25 protein-coding genes, 4 tRNA genes and 1 pseudogene are annotated in these 24450 nt (G+C 71.2%); 23 read left to right on the top strand and 7 right to left on the bottom strand.

The features are described 5' to 3' along the window. Positions 1-20: 20 nt before the first annotated feature. Positions 21-617, top strand: a pseudogene (locus ACFY29_RS19365) (NADH-quinone oxidoreductase subunit C); the annotation flags it as partial. 254 nt (positions 618-871) lie between these two features. Beyond that, a complete protein-coding gene (locus tag ACFY29_RS19360) occupies positions 872-1834 on the top strand; it encodes a complex I subunit 1 family protein (RefSeq protein ID WP_210917475.1) in 963 nt (320 codons plus the stop codon). Between the two features lie 12 nt (positions 1835-1846). Here the strand turns inward: ACFY29_RS19360 and ACFY29_RS19355 are convergent, their stop codons facing one another. Continuing rightward, a complete protein-coding gene (locus ACFY29_RS19355; RefSeq protein ID WP_386987874.1) occupies positions 1847-2866 on the bottom strand; it encodes a glutathione S-transferase family protein in 1020 nt (339 codons plus the stop codon). A 143-nt stretch (positions 2867-3009) separates the two neighbouring features. Here ACFY29_RS19355 and ACFY29_RS19350 point away from each other — a divergent pair, with 143 nt between their 5' ends. The 9 genes from ACFY29_RS19350 to ACFY29_RS19310 all read left to right on the top strand — a co-directional run bounded on the left by ACFY29_RS19350 (position 3010) and on the right by ACFY29_RS19310 (position 12494). Then, the gene (locus tag ACFY29_RS19350; protein WP_386987872.1) at positions 3010-3441 is read left to right on the top strand and encodes an ester cyclase; all 432 of its coding nucleotides are present in this window, start codon (positions 3010-3012) and stop codon (positions 3439-3441) included. 94 nt (positions 3442-3535) lie between these two features. Further along, complete coding sequence (locus ACFY29_RS19345) at positions 3536-4156, top strand: NADH-quinone oxidoreductase subunit I (protein WP_328420615.1); 621 nt, start codon at positions 3536-3538, stop codon at positions 4154-4156. 40 nt (positions 4157-4196) lie between these two features. Then, positions 4197-4760: an NADH-quinone oxidoreductase subunit J gene (locus ACFY29_RS19340; protein WP_328420613.1), complete on the top strand. Its 564-nt coding sequence runs from the start codon at positions 4197-4199 to the stop codon at positions 4758-4760. Then, on the top strand, positions 4757-5140 hold the full coding sequence (gene nuoK, locus ACFY29_RS19335; RefSeq protein ID WP_386987868.1) for an NADH-quinone oxidoreductase subunit NuoK: 384 nt from the start codon (positions 4757-4759) through the stop codon (positions 5138-5140). The genes ACFY29_RS19340 and nuoK overlap by 4 nt, the downstream gene beginning before the upstream one ends. After that, positions 5137-7074 carry an NADH-quinone oxidoreductase subunit L gene (locus ACFY29_RS19330; protein ID WP_386987865.1) on the top strand — a complete coding sequence of 646 codons (1938 nt, stop codon included), beginning with the start codon at positions 5137-5139 and terminating at the stop codon, positions 7072-7074. Before nuoK ends, ACFY29_RS19330 begins: the two co-directional genes overlap by 4 nt. Then, the gene (locus ACFY29_RS19325; protein WP_386987862.1) at positions 7071-8579 is read left to right on the top strand and encodes a NuoM family protein; all 1509 of its coding nucleotides are present in this window, start codon (positions 7071-7073) and stop codon (positions 8577-8579) included. The genes ACFY29_RS19330 and ACFY29_RS19325 overlap by 4 nt, the downstream gene beginning before the upstream one ends. Beyond that, positions 8576-10072: an NADH-quinone oxidoreductase subunit N gene (locus ACFY29_RS19320; RefSeq protein ID WP_386987859.1), complete on the top strand. Its 1497-nt coding sequence runs from the start codon at positions 8576-8578 to the stop codon at positions 10070-10072. The genes ACFY29_RS19325 and ACFY29_RS19320 overlap by 4 nt, the downstream gene beginning before the upstream one ends. A gap of 135 nt (positions 10073-10207) precedes the next feature. Further along, complete coding sequence (gene htpX / locus ACFY29_RS19315) at positions 10208-11083, top strand: zinc metalloprotease HtpX (RefSeq protein ID WP_328420603.1); 876 nt, start codon at positions 10208-10210, stop codon at positions 11081-11083. Between the two features lie 151 nt (positions 11084-11234). Beyond that, on the top strand, positions 11235-12494 hold the full coding sequence (locus ACFY29_RS19310; protein ID WP_328420601.1) for an MFS transporter: 1260 nt from the start codon (positions 11235-11237) through the stop codon (positions 12492-12494). 72 nt (positions 12495-12566) lie between these two features. On the opposite strand, the gene ACFY29_RS19305 is transcribed toward ACFY29_RS19310, so the two are convergent. From ACFY29_RS19305 to ACFY29_RS19290, 4 genes are all read right to left on the bottom strand, one after another. After that, positions 12567-13379, bottom strand: coding sequence for a MerR family transcriptional regulator (locus ACFY29_RS19305; protein ID WP_386987854.1), 813 nt, complete (start codon positions 13377-13379; stop codon positions 12567-12569). A 135-nt stretch (positions 13380-13514) separates the two neighbouring features. Further along, positions 13515-13970: an SDR family NAD(P)-dependent oxidoreductase gene (locus ACFY29_RS19300; RefSeq protein ID WP_386987851.1), complete on the bottom strand. Its 456-nt coding sequence runs from the start codon at positions 13968-13970 to the stop codon at positions 13515-13517. A gap of 23 nt (positions 13971-13993) precedes the next feature. After that, on the bottom strand, positions 13994-14551 hold the full coding sequence (locus ACFY29_RS19295) for a DinB family protein (RefSeq protein ID WP_386987848.1): 558 nt from the start codon (positions 14549-14551) through the stop codon (positions 13994-13996). A 123-nt stretch (positions 14552-14674) separates the two neighbouring features. Then, positions 14675-15169: a YajQ family cyclic di-GMP-binding protein gene (locus ACFY29_RS19290; protein WP_328420594.1), complete on the bottom strand. Its 495-nt coding sequence runs from the start codon at positions 15167-15169 to the stop codon at positions 14675-14677. A 147-nt stretch (positions 15170-15316) separates the two neighbouring features. On the opposite strand from ACFY29_RS19290, the gene ACFY29_RS19285 reads away from it, so the two are divergent. Next, positions 15317-15400, top strand: a tRNA-Tyr gene (locus ACFY29_RS19285). Between the two features lie 85 nt (positions 15401-15485). Here ACFY29_RS19285 and ACFY29_RS19280 read toward each other — a convergent pair. Continuing rightward, the gene (locus ACFY29_RS19280; protein WP_386987845.1) at positions 15486-15719 is read right to left on the bottom strand and encodes a hypothetical protein; all 234 of its coding nucleotides are present in this window, start codon (positions 15717-15719) and stop codon (positions 15486-15488) included. Between the two features lie 146 nt (positions 15720-15865). On the opposite strand from ACFY29_RS19280, the gene ACFY29_RS19275 reads away from it, so the two are divergent. Next, positions 15866-17062, top strand: a complete 1197-nt coding sequence (locus ACFY29_RS19275; protein ID WP_386987842.1) for an epoxide hydrolase family protein — start codon at positions 15866-15868, stop codon at positions 17060-17062. 173 nt (positions 17063-17235) lie between these two features. Continuing rightward, the gene (locus ACFY29_RS19270) at positions 17236-17457 is read left to right on the top strand and encodes a hypothetical protein (protein ID WP_386987839.1); all 222 of its coding nucleotides are present in this window, start codon (positions 17236-17238) and stop codon (positions 17455-17457) included. A gap of 65 nt (positions 17458-17522) precedes the next feature. Here the strand turns inward: ACFY29_RS19270 and ACFY29_RS19265 are convergent, their stop codons facing one another. Continuing rightward, complete coding sequence (locus ACFY29_RS19265) at positions 17523-18035, bottom strand: hypothetical protein (RefSeq protein ID WP_386987836.1); 513 nt, start codon at positions 18033-18035, stop codon at positions 17523-17525. A gap of 679 nt (positions 18036-18714) precedes the next feature. Here ACFY29_RS19265 and ACFY29_RS19260 point away from each other — a divergent pair. The 9 genes from ACFY29_RS19260 to nusG all read left to right on the top strand — a co-directional run bounded on the left by ACFY29_RS19260 (position 18715) and on the right by nusG (position 24339). Continuing rightward, positions 18715-21240, top strand: coding sequence for a bifunctional diguanylate cyclase/phosphodiesterase (locus ACFY29_RS19260; protein ID WP_328420577.1), 2526 nt, complete (start codon positions 18715-18717; stop codon positions 21238-21240). Between the two features lie 93 nt (positions 21241-21333). Beyond that, positions 21334-21406 (top strand) — tRNA-Thr (locus ACFY29_RS19255). 24 nt (positions 21407-21430) lie between these two features. Further along, a tRNA-Met gene (locus ACFY29_RS19250) sits at positions 21431-21503 on the top strand. A gap of 132 nt (positions 21504-21635) precedes the next feature. Continuing rightward, positions 21636-21803, top strand: a complete 168-nt coding sequence (rpmG, locus tag ACFY29_RS19245; protein WP_007073056.1) for a 50S ribosomal protein L33 — start codon at positions 21636-21638, stop codon at positions 21801-21803. A 125-nt stretch (positions 21804-21928) separates the two neighbouring features. Beyond that, positions 21929-22375 carry a MaoC family dehydratase N-terminal domain-containing protein gene (locus ACFY29_RS19240; RefSeq protein WP_328420575.1) on the top strand — a complete coding sequence of 149 codons (447 nt, stop codon included), beginning with the start codon at positions 21929-21931 and terminating at the stop codon, positions 22373-22375. A 1-nt stretch (position 22376) separates the two neighbouring features. Continuing rightward, positions 22377-22769: a MaoC family dehydratase gene (locus ACFY29_RS19235; protein WP_328420573.1), complete on the top strand. Its 393-nt coding sequence runs from the start codon at positions 22377-22379 to the stop codon at positions 22767-22769. A 129-nt stretch (positions 22770-22898) separates the two neighbouring features. Continuing rightward, positions 22899-22971: transfer RNA gene (locus ACFY29_RS19230), tRNA-Trp, on the top strand. 211 nt (positions 22972-23182) lie between these two features. Further along, on the top strand, positions 23183-23575 hold the full coding sequence (secE, locus tag ACFY29_RS19225; RefSeq protein WP_328420571.1) for a preprotein translocase subunit SecE: 393 nt from the start codon (positions 23183-23185) through the stop codon (positions 23573-23575). Between the two features lie 41 nt (positions 23576-23616). Further along, positions 23617-24339, top strand: a complete 723-nt coding sequence (nusG, locus tag ACFY29_RS19220) for a transcription termination/antitermination protein NusG (RefSeq protein WP_328420569.1) — start codon at positions 23617-23619, stop codon at positions 24337-24339. Positions 24340-24450 lie beyond the last annotated feature (111 nt).

The raw sequence follows: 24450 nt of genomic DNA, 5'->3' as shown, positions 1-24450 counted from the left end.
GACGTCCTAGGATCAGCGGCATGACTCCCGAAGAGGTCGGCGCTCGGCTGGTCGCGCTGCTCGCTCCGGTCGAGGCGACCCCGTCGGTCTCCGGCGGGCAGCGGTTCGCCCGGGCCACCGTCGACGTGCCGCCGGCGAGTTGGCCGGATGCGGTACGCGCCGCCCGCGACGACACCGAGCTGGCCTGCGACTTCTTCGACTGGCTCTCGGCCGTGGACGAGTTGGCCGAGGGCTTCGACGTGGTGGCGCACCTCTGGTCGACCCGGCTGCGGCACGGCGTGTTGCTGCGCACCCGGCTGCCCCGCGGCGCGGCCACGGTGGCCTCGGTGGTCGGCGTCTACCCGGGCGCCGCCTGGCACGAGCGGGAGACGCACGAGATGTTCGGCATCGGCTTCGCCGGTCACGGCGAGCTGCGACCGCTCCTGCTGCCGCCGGAGTTCGAGGGCCATCCGTTGCGCAAGGAGTTCGTGCTCGCCTCCCGGGTGGCCAAACCCTGGCCGGGCGCGAAGGAACCGGGCGAGTCCGAGGCCGGCGGTGGCCGTCGACCGATCCGCCCGCCGGGCGTGCCGGCGCCGGGCGAGTGGGGGACCACGCCCACCCCGGCCGGCGCGGGCGGCGTGGGGGAGGGTCCCCGTGGCGGCACCCCGGCCCGACCGGCCGGTGAGCGGCCCGCGCGGCCCGCTCCGGGGGCCCGTCCGGCGCGTACTCCCCGGCCCGCCGGCACCGCCGACGGCCCGGCCCCGGCCGACCAGCCCGCGCCCGGCGACGGCCCGGCCCCGGGGGACAAGCCCGCGCCCGGCGCGGCCGACGGTCCGGCTGCGGACCCGCCGGCGCGCGACGATCGGACCGAGCACGACGGGGGTACGGCCTGATGCCGCTCTGGGTGGAGCTGGTGCTGCGGGTGGGTGGCGTGCTGGTCGCGTTCCTCACCCTGCCGTTGCTGGTCGGGCAGGCCGAGCACAAGGTGATGGCGCACATGCAGGGCCGGCTCGGTCCGATGTACGCGGGCGGCTTCCACGGCTGGGCGCAGCTCGTGGCGGACGGGGTCAAGTTCGTGCAGAAGGAGGACATCACCCCCCGCGAGGCGGACCGGGCGGTCTTCCGGCTGGCGCCCGCGGTGGCCCTGGTGCCCTACCTGCTGGTGCTGCTCGTCATTCCGCTCGGCCCGAACGACCTGGTCGGGCAGCCGTTGGACATCGGCCTGTTCTTCGTGCTGGCCGTGGTCGGCGTCGGTGTGGTGGCGGTGCTCATGTCGGCCTGGGCGTCGGCCAACAAGTACAGCCTGCTCGGCGGGCTGCGCGGGGCCGCCCAGTTGCTCGGCTACGAGCTGCCGCTGGTGCTGGCCGCCGCCTCGGTGGCGATGGCGGCGGGCACGCTCAGCCTGTCGGGCATCGTCGAGGCGTGGCAGCCGTGGTGGTTGCTCTGGCAGGCGCCCGCGATGATCATCTTCTTCGTCGCTGGGCTGGCCGAGATCCGCCGGCCGCCGTTCGACATGCCGGTGGCCGACTCGGAGCTGGTCTTCGGGTACATGACGGAGTACACCGGCCTGCGCTTCGCGTTCTTCCTGCTCGCCGAGTACGTCGGCATCGTGGTGATCGCCGCGCTGACCACGGTGCTGTTCCTCGGCGGCTGGCAGGGTCCGTTCGCCGACGATCAGCTGGGTTGGCTCTGGACCCTGCTCAAGGTCTTCGCCGTGGCGTTCGTGATCATCTGGCTCCGGGTGTCCTACCCCCGGCTGCGCGAGGACCAGCTCCAGCGGCTCTGCTGGCTGGTGCTGGTGCCGGCTTCCCTCGCGCAGCTGGTGCTCACCGCCGCCGTGCGCATCGCCCTCTGACCCGGCCGCGGGTCAGCGCAGCGGGGTGTGCGCGGGGTCGACGGGCTCGGCCGGGGGCGGTGGCGGCGTGCCGTCGCCGAAGGGACGGCCACCGAGGTCTTCCCGACCGTGCGGGGTGATCCAGTTGGACAGGTCAGGGCCGAGCGGGACGATCCCGGTCGGGTTGATGTCCAGGTGCACCTCGTAGTAGTGCCGCTTGATGTGATCGAAGTCGATGGTGTCGCCGAACCCGGGGGTCTGGAACAGGTCCCGGGCGTACGCCCAGAGCACCGGCATCTCGCTCAGCTTCTGCCGGTTGCACTTGAAGTGGCCGTGGTAGACCGGGTCGAAGCGGACCAACGTGGTGAAGAGCCGCACGTCGGCCTCGGTGATGGTGTCGCCGACCAGGTAGCGCTGGCCGGCCAGTCGCTCGGTCAACCAGTCCAGCCGGTCGAAGAGCCGGTGGTACGCCTTGTCGTACGCCTCCTGACTGCCGGCGAAGCCGCACCGGTAGACGCCGTTGTTGACGTCCCGGAACACCATGTCGTTGACCTCGTCGATCTCCGCCCGCAGGTGTTCGGGGTAGAGCTGCGGGGCGCCCTCGCGGTGGTACGCGCCCCACTGCGTGGACAGGTCGAGGCTCATCTGTGCGTAGTCGTTGGTCACCACCTGCCCGGTCGGCACGTCGACGATCGCGGGCACGGTGATGCCCCGCTCGTAGCCGGGGAAGCGCTTGAAGTACGCCTCCTGGATGCGCTCGATGCCGAGCACCGGGTCCCGCCCGCCCGGGTCGAGGTCGAACGTCCAGCTCCGGGCGTCGTGGGTGGGACCGGCCACCGCCATCGAGATGTCGTCCTCCAGACCGAGCAGCCGCCGCACGATGATCAGACGGTTGGCCCACGGGCAGGCCCGGCTGACCACCAGCCGGTACCGGCCCGGCTCCACCGGGTACCCGTCCCGCCCGTCGGCGGTGATCCGGGTGGCGATGTACCGCTGGTCCCGGGTGAACTCGGCGCCCGGCTCGACGTACTTCCCGCGTGTTTCCTCGCCCACGTCACTCCTCCGGTTGCTTGCCGTCTCGTCCCCATCGTCGCGGATTCCGGTCCGCGCTGCGCGCCTGCGTGCGATCCAGCCACGACCGCCTCGCGATCCGACCGGTCCTGCCCGACCGGATCGGTGCCGGCTAACCTGCCGGGATGACGGATGTGGAGGCGGCGGCCCGGCAATTCATCGCCGACGTGTGGAACGCCCGCCGGGAGGAGTCGGCGTACGACTTGATCGCCGACGAGTGCCCCGGGCTGGGCGGCACCGGCCCGGAGGCCACGCTGGCCTGGCACCGCGAGCGGCGGGCCGCCTTCCCGGACCTGCGCTACAAGATCGTGGACGTGTTGGCCGCCGGTGAGCGGGTGGCCGTGCACTGGCGGGCGGCCGGCACCCAGGCCGGGCAGTTCGGGCCGGTGCCGCCGACCGGGCAGGTGGTCAGCTACTCCGGGGCGACGTTCCTGCGCTTCGACGCGAGCGGCCGGATCGTCGAGGTGTGGAGCTGTAACGAGCTGTTCCAGCTGCTCCAGCAGCTCGGCGTCGAGATGCTCCCGCCGACCGGAGGTATCGCCGCTACCGGCGCGTGATCCGGTCCAACGGCATGGTCAGCTCTCCCCGCGACCACGGGTACCGCCGTCGACGCACGGGTGGTGGTCGCGCGCGCCGGGGCCACAGGGCAGGATGGTCCACATGAGCGACCCCAGCGAGCACGGCGACCCGGCCGGCGCCAGCGAGCGCGGCCTTCCCGGCGCGGGCCTGGTAAAGGGGCTGGCGGTCACCCTCAAGACGATGACCAGCCGCTCGACCACGCAGCAGTACCCCGACGTCGTCCCCGAGCTGCCGCCCCGCTCGCGCGGAGTGATCGCGCTTTCGGAGGAGAACTGCACGGTCTGCATGCTCTGCGCCCGTGAGTGTCCGGACTGGTGCATCTACATCGACTCGCACAAGGAGGAGGTGGCGGTCCCCGGCGCCGCCCGCCCCCGCCAGCGCAACGTGCTCGACAAGTTCGACATCGACTTCTCGCTCTGCATGTACTGCGGCATCTGCATCGAGGTCTGCCCGTTCGACGCGCTGTACTGGTCACCCGAGTTCGAGTACGCCGAGTACGACATCAAGGACCTGCTGCACGACAAGGACCACCTCGGTCAGTGGATGGCCACCGTCCCGCCGCCGCCCGCGCACGACCCGAACGGCGATCCGGCCAAGGAGGAGACGGCGGCCGCGCGTAAGGCGGCTGCCGCACGCCCGGCCCCGCCGGCGGTACGCCCCGAGCCCGGCACCGACCCGGGTCCCGCGTCGTGACGGCGCGACGCGGGGCGGTCCGAGCTGTGAGGGCGGCCCGGTGACCGGCGCGGACCTGCTGCTGCTCGCCCTCGGCGCGGTGGCGGTCGGCTCCGGCGTACTGGTGGTGACCACCAAACACCTGGTCCGTGCCGGGCTCTACCTGGTGGTCTGCCTGGGCGCGCTGGCCGGCGACTATCTGGTGCTCAGCGCCGAGTTGGTGGCCTGGGTGCAGGTGCTGATCTACGTGGGCGCGGTGGTGGTGCTGCTGCTGTTCGCGGTGATGTTGACCCGGGCGCCGATCGGCGCCTCCGACGACCTGGACCGGCCCGGCTGGCCGGCCGCGCTGATCGGTGGCGGTGCCGGGCTGGGGCTGACCGTCCTGCTCGTCGATGCGTACCGGTGGAGCACGGTGGCGCTGCCCGGGGCGGGCACCGCCGAGCGGCTGGGGGAGCAGATCTTCCGGTCCTGGGTGCTGCCGTTCGAGGTGCTGTCGGTTTTGCTGCTGTCCGCACTGGTGGGTGCGGTGGTGCTGTCCCGGCCCGACATCGGCCGGCCCGGCCCCGGACCGGACGGCACAGCCGAGCCGGGCGAGGTCGACGTGGAGACCGGGGGTCGACGGTGAGGCCGGTCATCCCGTACGTCACCGCCGCGCTGCTGTTCGGCCTCGGCGTCTACGGGGTGCTGCGTCGGCGCAACGCGGTGCTGGTGCTGATGGCGGTCGAGTTGATGCTCAACGCGGTGAACCTGATCCTGGTCACCGCGGACACCACCGCGCGTTCCGTGCTGCCGCACTCCGGTCAGGTCTTCGCGCTCTTCGTCATCGTCCTCGCCGCCGCCGAGATCGGGGTGGGGCTGGCGATCGTCCTCCAGCTCTACCGGCTACGGGCCACCGTGGCGGTGGACGAGGTGCCGTTGACCGAGCCCGCCGAGTCACCGCGGCCCGCCGGCATGCCGCAGCCGGCCGCCGCTAGCGCCGGCCAGCACCCGGAGGTGGGCCGGTGACCGGGTTGCTGGGGGCGCTGCTGCCCGCCGTACCGCTGGTCGCCGGGCTGCTCGGCCTGCTGCTGCCGCCGGCCCCGCGCCATCCCACCGCTGGCGCGGGGAGCGGTGACCGGGCCCGACGGGTGGCCGTCGCGCTCGGTGTGACCGGCGCTGCCGGCGCGCTGGCGCTGGCCGTCGCGCTGCTGGTCACGGTCGACGAACCGGGGGAGACGTCGACCACCTGGGTCGACATCGGTGGGTTGACGGTGACCCTGGGGGTCCGGTTGGACGGCGCCGCCGCGCTGGTCGCGGTGGCGGTCACCGCGGTCGCCCTGGCCGTGCAGGTCTACTCGATCGGCTACCTGCGGCGCGGTCCGCACGATGACGTCGACGTCGACCACCGCTATCCGCCGTACGCCGCGCAGATCAGTCTCTTCACCGCCGCGATGCTGCTGGTGGTCGTCGCCGGCGACCTGATCATGCTGCTGGTCGGCTGGGAGGTGATGGGCCTCTGCTCGTACCTGCTCATCGCCCACGACCGCCGGCTGCCCGGCGCGCCCGCCGCCGCGATGAAGGCGTTCCTGGTGACCCGGGTCGGTGACATCGGTTTCCTGCTCGGCATCGCACTGCTCGGCGTGTCCACGGGCAGCTTCCGGATCGCCGACGTGCTCGCCCACGACCACTCCGGTGCGACCCTGACCGCCGCCGGTCTGCTGCTGCTGGCCGGGGTGGCCGGCAAGAGCGCGCAGTTCCCGCTGCACACCTGGCTGCCGGACGCGATGGCCGGCCCGACGCCGATCTCCGCGCTGATCCACGCCGCGACGATGGTCGCCGCCGGGGTGTACGCGGTCGCCCGCCTCTACCCGCTGTTCACGGCCGCGCCGGTGACGCTGACCGTGCTCGGGGTGATCGGCGCGATCACCCTGCTGCTCGGCGCCCTCGCGGCCACCGCACAGGACGACATCAAGCGGGTCCTGGCCTGGTCGACCGTCTCCCAACTGGGCTACATGACCGGCGCGTTGGCGGTCGGCTCGCCGTCGGCGGCGCTGTTCCACCTGCTCACCCACGCCGCTTTCAAGGCGCTGCTTTTCCTCGCCGCCGGTGCGGTGATCCACGCGGTGGGCACCACGTTGATGTCGGAGATGGGCGGGCTGCGTCGCAGCATGCCGGTGACCTTCTGGTGCACGGTGGTGGGCCTGGGCGCGCTGGCCGGGGTGCCGCCGCTGGCCGGCTTCTGGAGCAAGGACGGCGTGCTGACCGTCGCCGAGGCGGCCGCCCGGGAGGGCACCGGTCCGGCGCCGTCCTGGGTGGGCTGGTTGGTCTGGCTGGCCGGGCTTGTCGGCGTCGCGATCACCGCCTGGTACGCCGGCCGGCTACTGCTGCGGACCTTCTTCGGCACTCCCCGGCTGCCGCTGGTCCAGCCGCACGACCCCCCGGCGCTGCTGCGCTGGCCGGTGTTGCTCTTGGCCGTGCCGGCCGCGTTGCTCGGCCTGGCCGGGTTCGTCGGGGCGTTCGCCGACCGGCTGCGGTTCCCCACCGTGCCGGTGGCGGGCGCCGAGGACGGCCTGGTCCATCTCGGGCCAGGGCTGCTGCTGCCGCTGGCGCTGCTGCTGGTCGGCGCGGGGCTGGTGGTGCTGGGCTGGCGCCGCGACCGGGCCGCCGACCCGACGTCCGCGCTGGGTCCGCTGCGGCCGGTCTTCGCCCGCGCGTTCCGGCTCGACGACGTCCAGCACGCCCTGGTCGTACGCCCCGTCCGCGCACTCGCCCGGGTCGCGCGCACCGGCGACGAGGTGGTCGTGGACGGGGCGGTCGAGGGCAGCGGGCGGGCCGCGTCCGCTCTGGGTGCCGGGCTGGCCGCCCTGCACCGGGCGGCGCTGCCCCGTGCCGCCGCCGGGGTGCTGGCCGGCGCGCTGCTGATCGGGCTGGCCGCCGCACTGATCGGAGGGACGCGATGAGCTTCGGGCAGGTGCTGCTGGTGGCCGTACTGGCGGTGCCGGCACTCGGTGCGGTCGCGGTGGCCGCGACGCCCCGGGACCGGGCTGCCCGGCTGGTCGGCACGGTCGCGGCGGCGCTGACCCTGCTGGCCGCGGTGCCGCTGGTGTTCGGCGACCGGAGTTGGTTCGCGTGGTCGGCCGGCGCGCCGGCCGTGCGCCCGTGGCACGAGCTGGACCTGCCCTGGGTGCCCGGCCTGGAGCTGCGCTTCCACCTGGGCGTCGACGGCATCTCCTGGCCGCTGGTGGTGCTGACCGCGTTGCTCACCCTGCTCTGCTGCGGCTACTCGCTGTGGCGGGTGCCGGAGGGCGGCAGCGGCCGGACGCTGGTGGCGTTGCTGCTGGTGGTCGAGGTGGGCATCCTGGGCACCTTCCTCGCCCTGGACCTGGTGCTGTTCTTCCTCTTCTTCGAGGTCGTCCTGCTGCCGATGTACGCGATCATCGCCGGCTGGGGTGGCGCTGACCGGCGTCGGGCGGCCCGCAAGTTCGCGCTCTACACCCTGCTCGGCTCGGTGCTGCTGCTGGTCGGCGTGTACGTCGTGGTCGCCGCCGCCGGCACCGCCGACATGGTGGCGCTGACCGGTGGTGGCGGGCTGTCCCGAGGCACCCAGCTCGCGGCGTTCACCCTGCTCGCGCTCGCGTTCGCGGTGAAGAGCCCCCTCTGGCCGCTGCACTCCTGGCTGCCCGACGCGCACACGCAGGCCCCCACGGTCGGCAGTGTCGTGCTGGCCGGGGTGCTGCTCAAGATGGGCACCTACGGCCTGATCCGGGTGGCCGTGGGGGTGGCGCCGGAGGGCGCCCGCTGGGCGGCGCCGGTGCTCGGCGTGCTGGCCGTCGCCGCCATCCTGGTCGGCTCGCTGGTCTGTCTGGCGCAGGACGAGGTCAAGCGGCTGATCGCGTACTCCAGTGTGGGTCACATGGGCTTCGTGCTGCTGGGCGTCGCCACGCTGACGACCACCGGCATCCAGGCGGCACTGATCGGCAACGTCGCGCACGGGGTGATCACCGGTCTGCTGTTCTTCCTGGCCGGTGCGGTGAAGGACCGTACTGGCACGGGCAGCCTCGCCGAGCTGTCCGGGCTGCGGGAGACCGCGCCCCGGCTGGCCGGTCTGCTCGCGTTCGCGGCGATCGCGTCGCTCGGCCTGCCCGGGTTGGCCGGCTTCTGGGGGGAGGCGTTCGCGGTGATCGCAGCGGTCCAGGTGGGCGGCCCGCTCTGGACCACCCTCGGGGTGTTGGCCGCGATCGGCGGCGCACTCACCGCCGCGTACTTCCTGCGGCTGCTGCGCCAGGTCACCCACGGTCGGCCGAGCACCGCCGTCGGCCGGGTCGGCCCCGCTCTGGCCGGTGCGGAGCTGACCGCGTGGGTGCCGCTGGTCCTGCTCGCGCTGGCCATCGGGCTGGCCCCGGCGCTCGTTCTCGGCGTCGCCGAGGCCCCGGTCGACGCCCTCGTGGGGGTGGTCTTCCCGTGAACGCGGTGCAGAGCGTGGACAGCGTGGCGCTGCTGCCGGCCTACCTGGCCGCCGGCACCGCCGTGCTCGTGCTGATCACCGACCTGCTGCTGGCCCGGCCGCGGGCCACGATCGTGGTAGCCGCGCTCGGTGCGCTCGGCACCGCCGTCGGCGCCGCCGTGGTGGGCGCGGGTGGGGAGCGACAGACGTTCTGCGTCGGCGCCGACTGCTCCTGGATCTTCGGCGGTCGAGCGGCCCTGGTCGGCGCGGTGGTGGCGCTGCTCACGCTGGGCGTGCTCGGGCTGTCCGTGCCCGCGCTGCGGGCGGGGCGGTCGCCGGTGGGAGAGTACTGCTTCCTGCTCGCCTGCTCGATGACCGGCGGCGTGGTGCTCGGCGCGGCCGGCGACCTGATCACCCTGATCGTCGCCCTGGAGACGCTGACCCTGCCGCTGTACGTGCTGGTCGGCCTGCGTCGGGGGAGCCTGGCCAGTGCCGAGGCGGCGGTCACCTTCTTCGTGGTCAGTGTGGTGGCCACCACAGTGACGCTGCTCGGTGCCGCGCTGCTGTACGCGGTGACCGGCGGACTGCACCTGGACCGGCTCGGCGCGCTGCTCGCCGAGCGGCCGGAGCTGCGCGACCTGCCGCTGACCACCGCAGCGGTGGCGCTGGTGCTGATCGGGCTGGCCTTCAAGGTGGCGGCGGTGCCGTTCCACGCCTGGGCGCCGGCCACCTACGACGGAGCACCGTTGCCGGTGGCCGCCTACCTGTCCACGGCGTCAAAGCTGGGCGGGGTGGTCGCGCTGCTCGCCGTGGTGCAGCGGGCACTGCCGGCCGAACAGACCGGTCCGGTGCTCGCCCTGCTCGCGGTGCTCACCATGACCGTCGGCAACCTGGTCGCCCTGCGTCAGCGGCGTACCGTCCGGCTGCTGGCCTGGTCCTCGGTCGCGCAGGCCGGCTACATCCTCGCCCCGCTGGGCGCGTTGGCGCTGGCCGCCGGCCGCACGGGTGAGGCACGCGACGCCGCGTACGCCGCCGCGGTGGCGTACACCGTCTTCTTTGTGGTCCTGGAGCTGGCCGCGTTCGCCGCGGTGACCGCGCTGCGCCCGGCGGGTGCGGACGGCGGCACCCTGGACGACCTGCGCGGGGCGGCCCGCCGGCACCCGTGGCGGGGCGCGGCGCTCGGCCTCGCGCTGGTCGGACTGGCCGGTCTGCCGCCCGGGCTGGCGGGACTGTTCGCGAAGGTGACCGTGGTCCGGGCGCTGCTGGACGGCGGCGCCGCCTGGCTGGCGCTGGTGGTGGCGGTGAACGCGGTGATCGGCCTGGCGTACTACCTGCGGGTGACCGCCACGCTGTGGGCGCCGACGGCGACGCCCGCACCGGCCTCGACGCTCCCAGGCGGCGCGGCGGCCGTACCCGTGGTGGGCGTGGTGGCCGTGGTGCTGGCGGTGGCCACGGTGGCCACCGTGGTGCTTGGTGTCGCGCCGCAACTGGTGCTCGACCTGGCCGCCCGCTGACCCGACCGCCTCGCTCCGGGCGGCGCGTTCCCACAGGTCTCAGTCATTTCTCAGCGTTGAGACGGATGGTTGGCGGGTACGGAGTTGTTACACCGGTCAGCGGATCCCGGCGATCCGTGCACCGAAGGAGTGATTGTGCACCACAACCGTCTGAAGACCGCCGCGCTGCTCGGCCTGCTTACCTCGCTGATCCTCGTGGTGGGCTACTGGTTCGGCGGCAGTGGCGGACTGTTCATCGCCGTCCTCGTGTCTCTGGTCATGAACGGCGTTTCCTACTTCTACTCCGACAAGCTCGCGCTGCGCTCGATGCGGGCGCAACCGGTCACCGAGGCACAGTTCCCCGAGCTGTACCGGATGGTGCGGGAGTTGGCGGCCGAGGCCCGGCAGCCGATGCCGCGCCTCTACGTCAGCCCGACCGCGCAGCCCAACGCGTTCGCCACGGGTCGTAACCCGCAGCACGCGGCGGTCTGTGTGACCCAGGGCATCACCGAGATCCTCGACTACCGCGAACTGCGCGGTGTGATCGGGCACGAGCTGTCACACGTCTACAACCGGGACATCCTCATCTCCAGCGTGGCGGCCGGCCTGGCCAGCATCATCACCCTGCTGGCGAACCTCGCCTTCTTCATCCCGCTGGGCGGCGGGGACGACGAGGATCGGCCGAACCCGGCTGTGCTGCTGCTCACCCTGATCCTGGGCCCGATCGCGGCCAGCGTCATCCAGTTGGCGATCAGCCGGAGCCGTGAGTTCCAGGCGGACGCCTCGGGTGCCGAGTTGAGCCGTGACCCGCTGGCTCTGGCCAGTGCCCTGCGCAAGATCGATGCGGTGGCCCGGCGTCGGCCGTTGCCGGCCCAGGGCCAGCTCACCAGCACCGCGCACCTCATGATCGCCAACCCGTTCAAGGGTGGCGGCATGGCCACGCTCTTCGCCACCCACCCGAAGATGGAGGACCGGGTCGCCCGGCTGGAGCAGATGGCCGCCAACGCGGGCCCGGTGCAGTTCCAGCGCTGACCTGCTGATTCCGCCTCCGCCCGTACCCGGTCGCATCCGAGTACGGGCGGAGTGCTGTGTCGGCCGCGATACGATATCCGGTTCTGCCCGCCAAGCACCCGGCGTTAGGGTCTAAAGGGCTCACGCTCATTACATTCTCGGGAGGTTCACGGTGGCCGCACTGCGCCAGTATCTGGGTGTCTGGCGGATCCCGGGGGCGCCGATGCTGCTGGTCACCGGCATCATCGGGCGGCTCGGGATCGGCATGACGCCGCTGGCGCTGCTGCTGGTGGTCGAGCAGGTGACCGGGCGGTACGCGCTCGCCGCGGTGGCGGGCGGGATCTACGCGATAGCCGGTGCCGTGCTCAGCCCGGTGGCCGGGCGGATCGCCGACCGGGTCGGCCCGAGCCCGGTCCTGCTGGTCACCGCCGTGGCCCACCCGCTGGCGCTCACCGGCCTGCTGCTGGCCAGCCGGTCGGGCGACGACGCCCTGCCCGCCATCTACCTGGCCGCCGGTGTCGCCGGTGCCACCTATCCACCGCTCACCGCCGCCATCCGTGGCGCGTGGAACGACCTGACCGGCCCCGCCTCCGGCCGGTACCCCCTGCGCAACACCGCGCTGGCCGCGGAGACCTCATTGTTCGAGATCGTCTTCGTGATCGGCCCCCTGCTCGTCGCCGGCTTCGTGCTGCTCGCCGACGCGGCGGCCGCGCTGATCGGGGCGGCCGTGGTCACCCTGGTCGGCACCACCGCCGTGGCCCTCGGCCGGGTGATGCGCGGCTGGCGTCCGCACCCGCGCGAGCACCACGCCCGGGGGCTGGGCCCACTGCGGGTCTCCGGCTTCCCGGCCCTGCTGGTCTGCGTGGCCAGCCTCGGCATCGCGTTCGGCGCCGCAGGCGTGATCGTCCCGGCGTACGCCGGTGACTACACCGTCGACGACCCGGAGAGCCTGGCCGGGATCCTGCTGGCGGTCTGGGGGATCGGTAGTGCGGCCGGCGGGCTCTGGTTCGGTGTCCGCAGGCCGTCGCCGAACATGACCCGGCAGTTCGCCATGCTGCTCGCTGCGGTGGCCGGCAGTTTCGTGGTGTTCGCGGTGATGCCCACACCGTTGGCGCTGGGTGCCGCGCTGGTCGTCGGCGGGGCCACCATCGCGCCCGCGCTGACCCTGGAGAACACCCTGGTCGGTCGGATCGCGCCGGCCGGAATGCTGAACGAGGCGTACACCTGGGTGGTCACCATGTCGGTGGCGGCGAGCGCCGCCGGCGGCGCGGTGGCCGGCCTGATCGTGGACAACGCCGGCGGCGTGCCGTGGGCGTTCCTGTTCGCCGGGGCGGCGGTCGCCGTCGGGGCCGCGGTCGCCGCGCTGCCCGCCGGGCCCATCGCCCGCGCGGAAATCTCGACGGTACGTACCGACGAACCCGTCACGGTCTGAACCGGTACGGCGCGGCTGGGCCGGACCAGCCACCCGCCGGACGCGGCGACCCGGCTTCCTGGCGCGTCGCCCCTAGCCGGGGTCTCGGCGGGATCGGGCGGTGGTCGCATCGACCGGCGGTGGGTCCGGGAACGGCAGGGGGCAGCAGGAACTGCCGGCGCACGCGATCAGGTCGTCGCAGCCGGCGGAGATCGCCGCCCGCAGGGAGTCTCGGACGGCCGTCAGGTCGGCCAGCCGCTGCTCCACCTCGGCCAGCTTGGCCGTGGCCCGCGCCGGTAGGCCGACACCGCGGTCGTGTCGGCGCCGCTCGGCGTCGAGCAGCTCGGCAACCTCGCCGAGGGTGAAGCCGAGACGCTGCGCCGTCTTGATGATCCGCAGCCGGGTGACCGACTCCGCCGGGTACAGCCGGTGTCCGCCGGGGGACCGCCGCGGTGCGGCGAGCAGGCCGCGACGTTCGTAGTAGCGCAGCGTCTGCGGGTTCACCCCCGCCGCGCCGGCCAGCTGACCGCTCCGCAGCCACGCCCCGGCCGCCCCGGCTGCGCCGCCCGGCCGCACCCGCTCGGCCAGGCCGTCGAGGACGCCGACGTGCGAGGCCGGCACCTGTACGTCCACGGTCACCGCGTCCGGGCCGGTGCGGGTGACGTCGAAGGTGAAGAACGAACAGCACGCCGATTCGCGCGCGGTCAGGTCCCGGGCGCCGCGCTCGGCCTCCGCCGTGCCGACCAGGTGCAGCCGCAGCCGCTGCGCGGACGGCCGCTCGATTCGAAGAACCGCCTCGGCGAAGAACCGGTCGAACTCGGCGAGGCGGAGAGGCAGCTCGGCCGTGGGCAGGCGGCAGGAGTCGGGGACCCACGTGTCGTCCGCCGCTGGGTGTCGGTCGCTCACCACCTGACGGTAAGCCCGTACCCGGGTACCGGATGCAACCCCGCAGTCGGTTGAGTCACCTGCCGCGCCCAATCTGGGCGGGGTCAGCGCGGGCCCGGACCGCCGGGTGCGGGGCCGGGCCCGGATGTGGAGGCTCTAGTAGCGGGCGGTCAGTGCACCGTCGATCGCGAGGGCCGCACCGTTGATGAACGCGGACTCGTCGCTGAGGAGGAACGCCGTGAAGGCGGCGACCTCGTCCTCCCCGGCTGCTCTGCCGCTCGGCTGCTGGCTGAGGAGGTCGTTCGCGGCATCCGGGTTGGCCGCAGTGAAGTTGCGCCAGAGCGGGGTGTCCACCAGGCCCGTCACCAGGGCGTTGACCCGCACGCCCTGCTTGGCGACGTCGAGCGCCGCGGAGCGGGTGAGGCCCACGACGCCGTGCTTGGCGGCCGAGTACGCGACGGCCGTCGGATCGCCGGCCACACCGACCACGGAGGCGTTGTTGACGACGGAACCGCCCCCGCTGGCCAGGATCGCCGGAAGCTGGTGCTTGAGGCTGTAGAAGACGCTCGTCAGACCGAGGAAAGTCCTGCGGGTGGCGAGTGAGGGCGCCACCCGGTCTTACCGCACGCAGACGGTTAGACGGTGAAGTCCGGGGGCGCGCCCTCACCCACGCGGCCGTCCACTGCCTCACGGAGGATGTCGGCGTGGCCGGTGTGGCGTGCGTACTCCTCAACCATGTCCAACAACATGTCCCGGACGGTGGGGGTGCGGCCGTCTGGCCAGGTGAAGGACGCTGGGCCGTCCAGCCCGCGCTCCTTGATGACGTCAGCAACGAGCTCGCGCGACCGCTCGACAGCGTCTCGCCACACCGCGTAGACATCTTCCGGCGAGTCCAGCGCCCCGGTGCGCCATTCCCAGTCAGGGTCGGCGTCGAAATCCACGGCGTCCCACGGGGCTCCGTAGTCCTGTCCGGCGAGCTTGACAGCCAGCCAGTCCGCCTCGACCAGGGCCACATGCTTGACGAGGCCGCCGAGAGTCATCGCACTGGCGGCGGTGGTCGCGCTCAGGCCCTTCTCGTCCAGCCCCGACGTCTTCCAGGCGAAGGTCCGCCGGTTGCGCTCGAGGACTGACAGCAGGGACTCGGCCTCGGTGGGAGCTGCTGGCGGGGAAAGCTGGGGAACCGTCTCGCTCATGACCGGGGAGCATAGCCAGAACTCTCATCGACCACTCACCGGTAAAAAGCGGACAGATTAGCCTCGGGACGTGGCGTCCGGCTAAATGATCTTTCTGGCCGGCCCCAGTATTCCCCTGCTGTCCTACCTGTAGTTGTTGAACTGGAGGGCCACGCCGAAGTCCTCGCCCTTGAGCAGCGAGATGACCGCCTGGAGGTCGTCCCTCTTCTTGCCGGTGACCCGCAGCTGGTCGCCCTGGATCTGAGCCTGCACACCCTTGGGGCCCTCGTCGCGGATCTTCTTGCTGATCGCCTTGGCCTTGTCCGTCTCGATGCCCTGGATCACCTTGCAGTCGATCTTGAAGATCTTGCCGGACGGGCGCGGGTCGCCGGCGTCCAGCGACTTCAGCGAGATGTTCCGCTTGACCAGCTTCTCCTTGAACACGTCCAGCGCCGCGCGTACCCGCTCCTCGGTCTCTGCCTGAAGGCCGATCGCCTCCTCACCCGACCAGGAGATCTCCGCACCGGTGCCGCGGAAGTCGAACCGCGTCGCGAGCTCCTTCTCCGCCTGGCGGAGGGCGTTGTCGACCTCCTGGCGATCAACCTTGCTCACGATGTCAAACGACGGGTTCGCTGCCATGCTTCTACTCCTGCTGTCCGGAGGTCTGGGCCTGCCGTCGGCCACCGACCAGCGGCACGACCCCCTGACCGTACCCGGTTGCGACGGGGGTGGGGTGAGCCGCTATCCTTGCTTCCGCCGCCGCGTTGCGACGCGGTGGGGTGCCCTGGCGGGTTGCCCGAGCGGCCAATGGGAGCGGACTGTAAATCCGTCGCGAAAGCTTCAGAGGTTCGAATCCTCTACCCGCCACCAGGTGCAGAGACGGCCCCGTGAGCTGCGGAAACGCGCTCCGGGGTCTTTCTCGTGGAGTCCACGGGCGTCCAGCCCGATCTAGGCGTCAGCTCGTGATGGGTGCCGTTGAACCCTCGGTCTGACGGCGCTGCACGACCTGGAATCCGGGCTCGCCGGTCAGGTCCGCGTCAAGCCGCCATCGCAGCCGCGGCTCCTGCCCACCGACGCCGCCCGCGATGTACGTCGCGCCGCCCGCAGGCCGGCTGTGCAACAGACCGAAGGCCAGTTCCGCCTCAGTGCGGCCAATGGCGACTGCCACCGTGACCGGCGCACTTTCCACGACAGAAGTCAGTAAACCGGTCCGAGCCGGACCCGAGCGCGAATTCGCATTTCGGTCCGCCGGTCGCCGGGCCGCTGCGAGACTGGGCGCGTGCCAGCCCCGCCGGCGCCCCGGCGTCGGCCGACCCGATCCGGCAGGTGGAGAACATGTCGAACGACAACGAAATCCGTCCCTTCCGGCTCGACATACCGGAAGAAGCGATTGCCGACATGCGTCGCCGGATCGCGGCCACCCGTTGGCCCAGCCGCGAGCTGGTCACCGATCGCTCTCAGGGCGTGCAGCTGGCGACGGTCCAGGAGCTGGCCCGCTACTGGACGACCGATCACGACTGGCGCGCGTTCGAGGCGAAGCTGAACGCCCTGCCGCAGTACACGACCAACATCAACGGCGTGGAGATCCACTTCATCCACGTGCGGTCGCAGCACGAGAACGCCCTGCCGCTGATCATGACGCACGGCTGGCCGGGCTCGGTCGTCGAGCTGCTCGGGGTGATCGGCCCGCTCACCGACCCGACCGCGCACGGCGGCACCTCCGAGGACGCATTCCATCTGGTGCTGCCGTCCTTGCCGGGCTACGGCTTCTCGGGCGAGCCGACCGAGCTCGGCTGGGAGAACGGCCGCATCGCACAAGCGTGGGCGGAGCTGATGGCCCGCCTCGGCTACACGCGCTACGTCGCCCAGGGGGGTGACGTGGGTGCCGCCGTCACGGATGCGATGGGCCGTCAAGCACCCGAGGGGCTGCTCGGCATCCACGTCAACCTGCTCGCCGGGGCGATCGGTATCAAGGACCAACTGCCGGCGAAGTCCGAGCAGGAACGCGCGGCGCACGACGCGCTCAACCTGTTCATGATGGACGGCTTCGGTTACTTCCTGGAGCAGTCCACCCGGCCACAGACGATCGGCTACTCCCTGCTGGATTCACCCGTCGGGCTGGCGGCCTGGATGTTCGACCACGACACCGACAGCTACTACAAGATCTCCCGCGCGCTCGTCGACGGCAAGCCGGTGGGCGGTCTCACCCGGGACACCATCGTCGACAACGTCACGCTGTACTGGCTGACGGGCACCGGCGCCTCATCCGCCCGGTGGTACTGGGAATTCGGACGGTTCCTGGCCGCAGCCGGTGCGTCCGGCCAGGCTCCTCCGCCGGTCTCGGTTCCGGTTGGCTTCACGACGTTCCCCGAGGAGATCTGGGCTGCCCCGCGCAGCTGGGTCGAGACGGTCTACCCCGACCCCGCGTACTTCAACGAGGCCGACCGCGGCGGCCACTTCGCCGCCTGGGAGGAGCCGGAGCTCTTCTCCGCCGAGGTTCGGGCCGCGTTCCGGCCGCTGCGGGAATCCTGAGCCCGCTCCGGTTCGCGCCTGACCCTCCTGGTCAGTCCTATGGAGGTCACAGGCGAGGGCTGCGAAGTCAGCGCGTGGCACTCGGGTTCCTCACCGGGCGCTTGCCGCCTCGGCATCAATCCCGTGACGCCCGTCGCGCATGATCTTGAAAGCGCAGCCGCCACGACGCCGACGTGGTCGTGTTCGCCAGCGACGGCGGCGGCCTGCAGTACGGGCTGGCTATGCCGACCGGATCACCGATTTATTGCCTCCCGCCGGGCCTCGTCCTCGCCGGCATCTACACCTCAGAGAACCCGCACTTTGACGTGGCGGCTCCGGACCTGTCCACCTTCCTCGACCGCCTGCTCCAGGCCGTGAGGACGTTCGCCGCTTCGGGTACGCCACCCAGCTTGTGATCCTTCATCCCAGTGAACGGGTGGGCGGATGCCGGAACACCTGACAGGCAACCCGCAGTCGTCGATCAGCTGTTCTCGCCGGTGGTGTCGCCGACCAGGCGCCGCGCTTCGGCGATGACGTCCGCGTCGATGTCCACGCTCGCGGTGTAAAGGTTCCCGTCATGGACGGCGTCCACGTACTCGTACGCGTTGTCGAGGGCGATCAACTCGGCTGCCCGGGGAGTGCCCTCGTACGTGATGAAGCTGTACGCCCAGGACGTGAGATCGCGAGGCGCGATGGTCTCTGCGAGCAGTCGCCGGGCCATGATCCGAAGCGCTTCCTCCGCACCCTCGTGACTGCCCTCCTGGTGGTAGGTCAGGGAGTGCTCCGCCAGAGCGACGTCGAGCCATCGCCGCAACTCGTCACTCTCGTTGCCCTTCACGGGCGAGATGCCGGCGAGGATCCGGAGGGTCGGGCTGTCCATGCCTGCCGTGAGGCAGTCGCAGGCGGCCTCGATCACCTGGGCTGCGCTGCCCGACCCGATACTCCAGAAGACGGCGGCGCCCTGGAGGCGAGCGAGCGCATCGTGACCGGGCACCCGTACATGATCTGCCGGCGCGTCCCCACTGTCGCCGAATTTTCCAGCGGTGCAATGGAGGCGTCAGCGGTTGGTGCCACTCGTCGCGTCCGGCTTCTTGTGTCGAGGCGGTAAGCGGGTATGGTGGTCGATGTCTCGGCTCGCATCGGCGCGTTTCCAGGCCAGCAGATCCGTCACGGAGAGCGACTGCACGTGATCACGCCGGCGGAAGCCGAACGGCGTGGGTGAATTGTGCTGAAGGTCGTATCAAGCGCTGTGTGAAGCGCTGAAGTCGCAGGAAGCAGCCCTGATCTGGCCCGGCACGTCGCGGGAGACTGGGCCGAAGGGGGCAACCTTCTCAACGCTCGGACCGGTCCCACACTCACCGCTTTTCGGCGTACCGACCGTGTGGCACGATCGTGGAACCTCCACCATCCCTGTGACACTTCCCCGACAGGAGCAAACATGTCTGGTCGAAGACTGGGTCGACTGTTTGGCCCGCTCCTCGTGCTCGCCGCTGTCCTCGGAGGACTGCTCGGCACCGATTTCCTTCCCGGCGCAGGTAGCGCTCAGCTGACTGACGTCGTTTGGGGTGCGGGGTTGGGTGATGTCGTCTGGGGCGTGGACGCCTCCCGGTAGCCTCGCGGGTCGTCGCCCATGAGGGCAGCACCCACGGGCGGCGTCTTTCAGAGGGAGCGGTATGGCCAGGCGTGACCAACGGCGCAAGTCCACGGACCACGCCTGGCTAATCACCGGCCCGCTGGCACTGGTCGCCATCCTCTCCTGCACCGCGATCAGCGTCATCTCCGACCATCCCTACGGGGAGTGGGGGCTGGCGTTCCTGATTTTCCTGGCGATGGCCGGCATCAGCATTCCGGTGCTGAACTTCGTCGTCCGTCGGCAGTCCGTGGGCGTGACGCTCACCGAGATCCCACTCGTGGTAGGGCTGTTCTTCCTGCCACCGCTGACCGTGATCCTGATCTACACGGTCGCCTCGTTGATCTGGAGCGCCTCGCAGCGCTTCGCGCCAGCGAAGTTCTGGTTCAACGTCGCGAGGGCCGCCGCGGCCACGTCGCTGGCCAGCCTGCTTCTCCTGCGACTGCCCCCGCTGGAGGGCGTGGGCCCCGGCACCTGGGGCAGTCTCTTCCTCGCGGTAAACACCATCACCCTGGTCAGCCTCGCCTCTGTCGTCGGCGTGCACGTGCTGCTACAGGGCTGGCAGGCCGGCCGGGAAGCCCTGCGGACCACTCCGTCGGTGCTCCTCACCACCTCGATCAACGCGTCCGTCGGTCTGCTCGTCCTGATCGCTCTGGACCAGACCTGGTGGTCCGCGTTGCTGCTGGGTGCCCTCTTCGCCGCACTCACCCTGGTCTACCGGTCCTACGCCCAGTTCTTCCGGCAGCACCGCACCCTGACCGGGATGTACGACCTGGCCCGGTTGATCACGACCAGCGGTGCCGACGGGTCGCTGGCCGACGTCCTGCTCGACCGGGTCCGTGCCCTCATGCAGGCGGAGTCCGCCACCCTCTGGCTGCCCGCCCAGGGCCGGCACCCCGAGGTGCTGTTGACGGCCCGGGTCGACACGCCAGGGCTGCTCGATGTTGCCCCGACCCCGTCGATACTGCGGGAGCGGGCGCGGGACCTGGCGAAGACGTTGTCGATGGGCCGTCTGCTGGGTGACGAGAGTGCGCTACGCGGCGAGATCAGCGCCCGCGAGATCAAGGACGTGATTGTGGTGCCGCTGCGCTCCGGGCAGGCGGTGATCGGCACCCTGGAGGTGGCGAACCGGCTCAGCGACATCGGCCACTTCGCCCCCGGCGACATTCCCATCTTCGAGACGGTGGCCGCGCACGCCGCTGTGGCGCTGGAGAATTCCCGGCTGGTCGATCGACTGCGGCACGACGCGTACCACGACGCTCTGACCCGGCTGCCCAACCGGCGGCGGATCACCGGCGCGCTGGACGAGTCGGTCAAGATCGGCGCACCCAACGAGGTGGTGGCGCTGCTGCTCTTCGACGTCGACGGGTTGCGCCAGGTCAACGAGTCCCTCGGTCACGCGGCCGGGGACAAGGTGCTCGCCGAGGTCGCCAACCGGTTGCGGGCCAGCGCGCCGTCGTCGGCTCTGGTCGGCCGGGTTGGTGGCGACGAGTTCCTGGTGACGCTGCGGTTGGAGAACGCCGACGCGGCGCTGGAGTTGGCCGGCCAACTGCGCGACCAGATTCGTGACGAGATGGTCTTCGACGCGCTCACCCTTGATGTGGACACTGCCGTCGGGGTGGCCGTACACCCTGATCACGGCAGCGACGCGGCCACCCTGCTGCTCCGGGTCGACCTCGCCGCCACAGCCGCCAAATCGGTACCGGGCAGCGTGCAGCTGTTCAACCCGGCGCTGGAGTCGCGGTCGCTGCGCCGACTGGGCCTCGCCGGCGACCTGCGCCGAGCGTTGGACCAGGACGAGCTGGAGGTCTACTTCCAGCCCAAGGTGACGCTGCGGGAGCGTCGCCTGGTCGGTGTCGAGTGCCTGGCCCGGTGGGAGCACCCGACGCACGGCACCGTCGCCCCGGAGGACTTCGTCGCGGTGGCCGAGCACACCGGCCAGTTGAGCCGGCTCACCGAGGTGGTGCTCCGCGAGGGGCTGCGGCGCAGCCGGGACTGGGCCGAGGCCGACCTTCCGCTGCCCGTCGCGGTCAACCTCTCCGCCCGTACGCTCACCGACCAGCATTTCCCCGACCGGGTGCAGGAGTTGTTGACCGAGTACGGGGTGCCGGCGCAGAGCCTCACCCTGGAGATCACCGAGGCGGGGGTGCTGGACGGCACTGACCGACCCATCCCGACCCTGCACCGGCTACGCGATCTCGGCGTCCGGCTGTCGGTGGACGACTTCGGCACCGGTGATTCGTCCCTGGCCCACCTGCGGCGGCTGCCGGTCCACGAGGTGAAGGTGGACCGCTCCTTCGTGCAGGGCATGGCGACCGATCCGGGGGACCTGGCCATCGTCAACGCGGTGGTGACCCTGTCTCAGCAGTTCGGCCTGGCGGTGGTGGCCGAGGGCGTGGAGAGCGAGCTGACCCTGGAGCTGCTCCAGGACATCGGCTGTGAGATCGGGCAGGGCTTCCTGTTCAGCCGACCGCTGCCGTACGAGCGGCTGGCGGCCTGGTTCGGCGCCCAGGCCGACCCGGAAACGATCTCCGTCGGAGAGCTTCCCCGCCTTCGTGTCGTGCCCTGAACTGGGCGTAGACGATCTCCGGGGATCCGATTTCACCTGCCGAGCCGGGCCGTGTACTCTTACTTCTGCGCGCCCCACGGGGAGATCGCGCAGGCCCCCTTAGCTCAGTCGGCAGAGCGTCTCCATGGTAAGGAGAAGGTCTACGGTTCGATTCCGTAAGGGGGCTCGAGGGTTCAGCTGGACCCACCACGGCGGTGTAGCTCAGATGGTAGAGCAAGCGGCTCATAATCGCTGTGTCGCCGGTTCAAGTCCGGCCACCGCTACTCTCGTCTTCCGGGCTTGTTTCCGGTGGTCGTGGGGATGGGCGCCACTGGCGCCCACTTTGCATGTCCGCGCTGTCAGCGACTAGGCTGGCGCGTCGTAGTTGTTTCCGTTAGCGAGGAAGGCACTCCGCCGTGGCGAAGGCTACCGATGTCCGGCCGAAGATCACTTTGGCGTGTGTGGAGTGCAAGGAGCGCAACTACATCACGCGCAAGAACCGCCGTAACGACCCCGACCGCATCGAGCTGAAGAAGTTCTGCCCGCGCGACGGTCGGCACACGGTCCACCGCGAGACCCGCTGACCTGCGGCCGGCTCCAACGCCGGCCACCGTTGAAGCTTTCCGATCGCCGATCTGACCGGGCTGGCGCGGTTCCACCGCCGCCGACCGAGCAGATCGGCGATTGTGTTTCCGTGTAGGTTCGCGGCATGTCTCTGGACCCTTCCTTCGTCGGCCGGACCTATCCGCCGACCGCCCCCTACCAGGTGGGCCGAGAAAAGATCCGTGAGTTCGCCACCGCCATCGGCGCCACCGATCCCGCCCACCACGACCCGGCGGCGGCCCAGGCGCTGGGCCACCCGGACGTGGTCGCTCCGCCGACCTTCCCGGTGGTCGTCACGATGGCAGCCAGCCGTCAGATCGTCGAGGACCCGGAGCTCGGCGTCGACTACAGCCGCGTGGTACACGGTGACCAGCGGTTCGCGTACACCCGGCCGGTGGTCGCCGGCGACGAGCTGGTCTGCGCCAGCACCATCGAGGACGTCAGCACCCGGGGCGGGCACGGCTTCCTGACCACCCGCACCGACGTCAGCACCGTCGCCGGCGAGCCGGTCGTCGCCGTCTGGTCCAAGATCGTCGTACGCGGGGAGGCGTGAGATGGAGCTGCCAGCCAAGACTTTCCAGGTGACCCGCGCGGACCTGGTCCGCTATGCCGGTGCCTCGGGTGACTTCAACCAGATCCACTGGAGCGATCGGTTCGCCACCAAGGTGGGCCTGCCCGGGGTGATCGCGCACGGCATGTTCACCATGGCGCTGGTCGGCCGGGCGATCACCGAGTGGGCCGGGGCGCCCGACGCGGTGGTCGACTACAACGTCCGGTTCACTCGGCCGGTGGTGGTCCCCGACGACGACCAGGGGACCGAGATCGAGGTCACCGCGGTGGTCCGTGAGGTGACCGAGGACGGCCTCACCCGGCTCGATGTGACCGCCACCTGCCTCGGCGAAAAGGTGCTCTCACAGGCCCGCGCCACCATCCGTACGAAGCGTTGAGTCAGGCCCGCCACGCGTGGCGGGGAGACCGGTTGGGAAAGTCGAGCGGCTACCCGTACACTGGTCCGCCGTGGGGCAAGTGACCCCTGCTCGGTCGTCTGTGGCCGCGTGGGGCGAGTGTTGCCGCACAGGGGTGTAGCTCAATTGGCAGAGCAGCGGTCTCCAAAACCGCAGGCTGCAGGTTCAAGTCCTGTCACCCCTGCGCCTCAGGCCTGACCGTTCCCGTGGGTCGCGCCGCCGAGATGGCGGCGTCCGGCCCGTGGTGGTGGCATTGGCGGGGTGGTCCCGAGGTATCGGGCCCCCGGTTGATCCACCGGCCGCGGCCCGTCGCGGGACGGTTGGTCCGGCCGGCGTGAACAGCGCCGCGCACGCCGCCCGGCGTGCGACCCGAGATTTCCGCGACGGAGGGCGAAGTGGCCGACAACAAGCGGCGCGGCGAGGACGCCGGCGACGATCGTCTGGACGACGAGGTCGTCGACGAGGTAGCTGACGACGACGCCACCAGCGCGGACGAGCCGGTCTCCCGGGGAGGCACCGCGACGCGGTCCCGTGCCCGGGCGGAGTCGGCGGACAGCCGACCGACCACCCGGTCCGAAACCGGTCGGGTGGGCGTCTTCGGGCGCATCGCCCGGTTTTTCCGCGAGGTCGTGGCCGAACTGCGTAAGGTCATCTGGCCGACGCGCAAGGAGTTGCTGACCTACACCGCGGTGGTGGTGACGTTCGTCGCGGTGATGCTGACGATCGTGGCCGTGCTGGATTACGGGTTCGCCAAGGTCGTGCTGTTTGTCTTCGGCAACTCGAGCTGACCGGCTGACTCCAGAGCCGATAGTGACGGAAGTGAGCGAGCGTGCCTGAGTACGACGAGACCGCCGGACCGGTGGACGAGCAGTCCACGGTCGCGACGGCGGCTGGTGACGAGTCGGTTGAGGCCGCCAGCGAGCCGGAGTTCCCAACCACCGAGCCCGCGCCGGACGAGGAGTACGACCCGGTCGCCGAGCTGCGGCAGAAGCTGCGCTACGCGCCGGGCGACTGGTACGTGGTGCACTCCTACGCCGGCTACGAGAACAAGGTCAAGACCAACCTCGAGACCCGGATCACGAGCCTCGACATGGAGGACTTCATCTACCAGGTCGAGGTGCCGACCCGGGAGGAAGTCGAGGTCAAGAACGGCAAGCGGTCCCAGGTCCAGGCCAAGGTCTTCCCGGGCTACATCCTGGTCCGGATGGAGCTGACCGCCGAGTCCTACTCGTGTGTCCGCAACACCCCGGGTGTGACTGGCTTCGTCGGCGCGACCGACCGGGCCGACCGGCCCGCGCCGCTCTCCCTCGACGAGGTGCTGAAGTGGCTGGCACCGGCCATCGAGACCGAGCAGAAGAAGGCGAAGCCCGAGATCAAGGTCCTCGACTTCGAGGTGGGTGACTCGGTCACCGTCACCGACGGTGCCTTCGCATCGCTGCCGGCCACGATCAGCGAGATCAACGCCGACCAGCAGAAGCTCAAGGTGCTGGTGTCGATCTTCGGTCGGGAGACGCCGGTGGAGCTCAACTTCAACCAGGTCGCCAAGATCTGACGGGTCGTCGGCGGCGGGCCCGGCCCGCCCCCCCCGGCGGCGGACCCCCCCCCCCCCCACCACCGCGGACGAGTGGGCTGCGGCCTGCGCAACACGTGAACGACGCCCCAG

Origin of the sequence: Micromonospora sp. NPDC000668 (assembly GCF_042897975.1) — a bacterium.
Taxonomy (GTDB): domain Bacteria; phylum Actinomycetota; class Actinomycetes; order Mycobacteriales; family Micromonosporaceae; genus Micromonospora.
This window is presented reverse-complemented; position numbering and strand designations above follow the sequence as displayed.